Raw genomic sequence first — 3830 nt, 5'->3', positions numbered from 1 at the left:
CAGGCCCAGGACCGTGGTGGCCGTGGTCAGCAGCACGGGGCGGAACCGGTCGGCGACCGCATCGACGATCGCGGGCCGCAGGGCCCGGGTAGCCCGGTAATCGTCGATGGTCGAGATCAGCACGATGGAATCGTTGATGATGATTCCCGACATGCCGATCAGGCCCACCACGGAAAACAGGCTCAGCGGCAGGCCCCAGGCCGCATGCCCCCAGACCGCGCCGATCAGCCCGAAGGGGATGACCGACATCACCACCAGGGGTCGTGTCCAGCTGGCAAAGATCCACGCCAGCACCATGTAGATGCCGGTCAGCGCCAGCGCGAAGCCGATCAGCGCCTCGGACAGGAACGCGCGCTCCTGCTGGGCTAGGCCGGTGACGTCATAGGTCACACCGAACTGCGCGGCGATGTCGGGCAGCAGGCGCGTCTGCAGGTCGGCGGTGATCGCCGCCGCCCGCGCCGGATCGTCGCCCGAGATGTCGCCGGTGACCTCGATCATCCGCTCGCCGTTCTCGCGGCGGACGACCGAGAAGCCCGCCTCGGTGCTGACCGACACGATGTCGCCCAGGGGCACCCAGGCCCCGGACGCGGTGCGCATCTGCATGCGGTCCAGGAAATCGGCGCGGCGGTCATCCTCGGCCAGCTCCACGGTAATGGCACCGGTGCGGGTGCCCTCGGGCCAGGTTGCCGCCTCGATCCCGCCAAGGCGCTGGCGCAGCTCGCGCGCAAGCCCGTCGGTGGTGAAGCCCAGGGCCTCGCCCTGGGGCGTCAGGCGCAGCGCCAGCTCGTCCTTGTCGTAATCCAGGCTGTCCTCCAGCGCCGAGACCTCGGGTGCCTCGGCCAGCCGCGCCTTCAGCGCCTCGGCGGCGGCCTTCAGCGTCCCGGCATCCGCACCGGTCATCAGCACCGAGATGGCATCGCCCCCCGGTCCCGACCGCCCCCCGCGAAAGCTGATCGTCTCCAGCTGGGGGTCGGTGGGCATGGCCTCCTGCAAGGCGGCGACCAGCTCGAAGCTGGAATAGGGGCGGAAATCGGGGTCGATCAGCTCCATCTGGACGGCGCCCAGCAGGTCGGCGTCCTTGGTCTCGGCCCCCGGCAGGGGACGACCCGCATTGCCGCCGACCTGGGTCATCACATGGGTCAGCGGGCTGATTCCGTATTCGGCCTCATATTCGGCCGCGACCCGGTCCACCGCGTCCTGCACCAGTCCCATGACGCGCAGGGTGTCGTCGCGGGTGGCCCCCTCCAGCATGGCGAAATTGCCCGACACGCTGCCCTGTTCGGGCGAATCGAAGAACCGCCAAGGCACCGACCCGCTGATCAGCGCCGCCGTGGACCAGGAAAAGCCCACCATGACCAACGCCAGCACCGGATAGCGGGCGACAAGCACCAGACGCGCCAGGGGGCGCAGAACGCCCGCCACGAACCGGTCCAGCCAGCCATTCACGACGACCGACGGCCGGTCGTACCAGCGGTCCTTGCCGTGATGGGCCAGCGCGTGCGACATGTGGTTGGGCAGGATCAGGAAACATTCGATCAGCGATGCCGCCAGCACCAGAATGACGGTCAGAGGAATGTCCGACACCAGCGACCCGAACTGTCCGCCGATCAGCACCAGCCCGGCAAAGGCGATGATCGTGGTCAGGGTCGATGCGATCACCGGCGCGCCCATCGCGCCCGCTGCCCGTTCGGCGGCGACCAGCGGCGGCTCGCCCAGCTTGCGGGCGCGATAGTCGGCATGTTCGCCCACCACGATGGCGTCGTCCACGATGATGCCAAGCGTCAGGATCAGCGCGAACAGAGAGATCATGTTGATCGTCATGCCGACCGCGTACATCATCGCCACCGCCGCCAGCAGCGCTGCCGGGATGCCCGCCGCGACCCAGATCGCGGTGCGGGCGTTCAGAAACAGGAACAGCAGGCCCAGGACCAGCCCCAGCCCCATCAGCGCATTGTCCAAAAGCAGCGACAGCCGGGCCGAGATCTGTTCGGCCCGCGCCCGCACCAGTTCCGCCGTGACCCCCTGCGGCAGGGTCGGCGCCAGCGCGTCGACGGCCGCCTGCACGTCCTGCTGCATGCCGATCGCGTCGCCCGATGCGCTGCGCTGGACGGACACCGTGACCGCCGGGTTGCCGTCGACGAAATAGGCCACGCCCCGGTCGATGCCCGTGTCGCGCACCTGCGCCACGTCGCCTATGGTCAGCTGCGTCCCGTCGGGCAGCGCGGTCAGGACCAGAGCCGAGACCTGTTCGGGGGTGCGCGTCTCGGCCCCCGTGCGCACGCGCGATATGCCCGATGCCACGTCGCCCGCAGGCGTGGGCGCGGCGGCGGCTGCGATGGTCGCCGCGATCTGGTCCAACGTGATGTCGTGCTGCACCAGGTCGGCCATGCGCAGCTGGACCAGGGTTTCGGGGGCGGACAGGCCGGTGACGGACAGCCGCGTCACCCCACGGGCGTACAGGCGGTTGGTCAGGTCGTCCGCGATGCGGCCCAGCTGGTCCAGGCCCACGGGTCCCGAGATCACCACGTCGGTGACCGCGTCGCGCCAAGCGCGGCGTGTGACCTCGGGGTCCTCGGCGCCCTCGGGCAGGTCGCCCGCGGCGGCGATGGCGGCTTCGACCTCGCCGGTGGCGCGGGACATGTCCCAGCCCGGCTCAAACTCCAGGGTGATGCGGGCGCTGCCTTGGCTGGACTGGCTTTCGGTCAGGGACACGCCCTCGACCGCGATCAGCGCAGGTTCCAGCACGCCGACCACCGAGCGGTCGACATCATCCGCCCCGGCCCCGTCCCAGCGGACGGCCACCTGGATCTGCTGGACGACCGTGTCGGGAAAGAACTGCGCCCTGAGGCGCGGCGCGGAATAGAGGCCCGCCACCACCATCACCGCCAGCAGCAGGTTGGCCAGCGTGGCATGGCGCACGAAGGTGCCGATCAGGCCCGGGCGCCTATCCACGGGTGGGGCCCCGGCCCTGCGCCCGCTGATCGGGCCCCTGCGCGGGCACGGGGGCGGCGGCGTCGCGGACGCGGATGCCGGTGCCCAGCTGCGGCGCGCGTTCGGCCACGATGCGCGCCCCTGCCAGGTCGGCCGGCACCGCGATGATCAGATCGTCGCCCTGCCGGCGCAGCACGGTCACGGGCGTCGCCTGCAGGCGGCCGTCCGCCCCCGCGACAAGCACGCCGCCATCCGACCCCAGGGCCGCCGCCGGAATGATCGCCGCGTCGGACAGCGCCGGTTCGGCAATGCGCGCGGTCACGAAATCGCCCGGGCGCAGCGCCTGCGCACCCTGGACCAGCCGGGCATAGACCACCCGCCCCGCCGTCCCTTCCGCGACCGAGGCCGCCGCCCGGTCCAGCCGCGCCTGCGCGACCACTGCGCCGGCGCTGCCGTCCAGCGTCACCGTCACCTCGCGGTCCAGCAGGGCACCGTCCGGGCCCAGCAGGCGCCCGAACTGGTCCAGCGACAGCGGGATCTGCAGTTCCAGTGCCGCGGGGTCGATGATCGTGGCCAGCTGTTCGTTCACGCCGACCAGCGCGCCCTCGACCACGGTGACGGCGGTGACGCGCCCGTCGAAGCCCGCGCGCAGTTCCGTGTCGGCCAGTGCGCGGCGGGCCTCGGTCACGGCGATCTCGGCCCGGCGCAGGGCGTTCTCGGCCGCGGTCACGGCGCTTTGCGCGTCGGCCTGGGCGGCGCGGGTGGCGATCACGGTCTGGCTGGCAGTGGATGCGGCAAGTTCGGCGGTCTCGCGGTCCAGGCTGGTGCCCAGGCCGCGGTCGGCCAGCTGCTCCTGCCGCGTCACCGCGGCGGCGCGCAGTTCGGCCTGGCGGTCCGCC

General features: G+C 71.6%; 2 protein-coding genes. Both read right to left on the bottom strand.

Annotated elements, in window-relative coordinates:
- Positions 1-2952 (bottom strand): efflux RND transporter permease subunit (locus TW83_RS14560; protein ID WP_045983500.1); only part of this gene is annotated, 2952 nt, incomplete at its 3' end.
- Positions 2945-3830: HlyD family efflux transporter periplasmic adaptor subunit (locus tag TW83_RS14555; RefSeq protein WP_157001626.1), on the bottom strand; the 886-nt coding region annotated here is incomplete at its 5' end. The genes TW83_RS14560 and TW83_RS14555, both read right to left, overlap by 8 nt.

This window comes from Paracoccus sp. S4493, assembly GCF_000967735.1.
GTDB classification, from domain to species: Bacteria; Pseudomonadota; Alphaproteobacteria; order Rhodobacterales; family Rhodobacteraceae; genus Paracoccus; species Paracoccus marcusii.
Note: the sequence above shows the minus strand (reverse complement) of the source record. Positions and strands in the feature narration are given on the sequence as shown.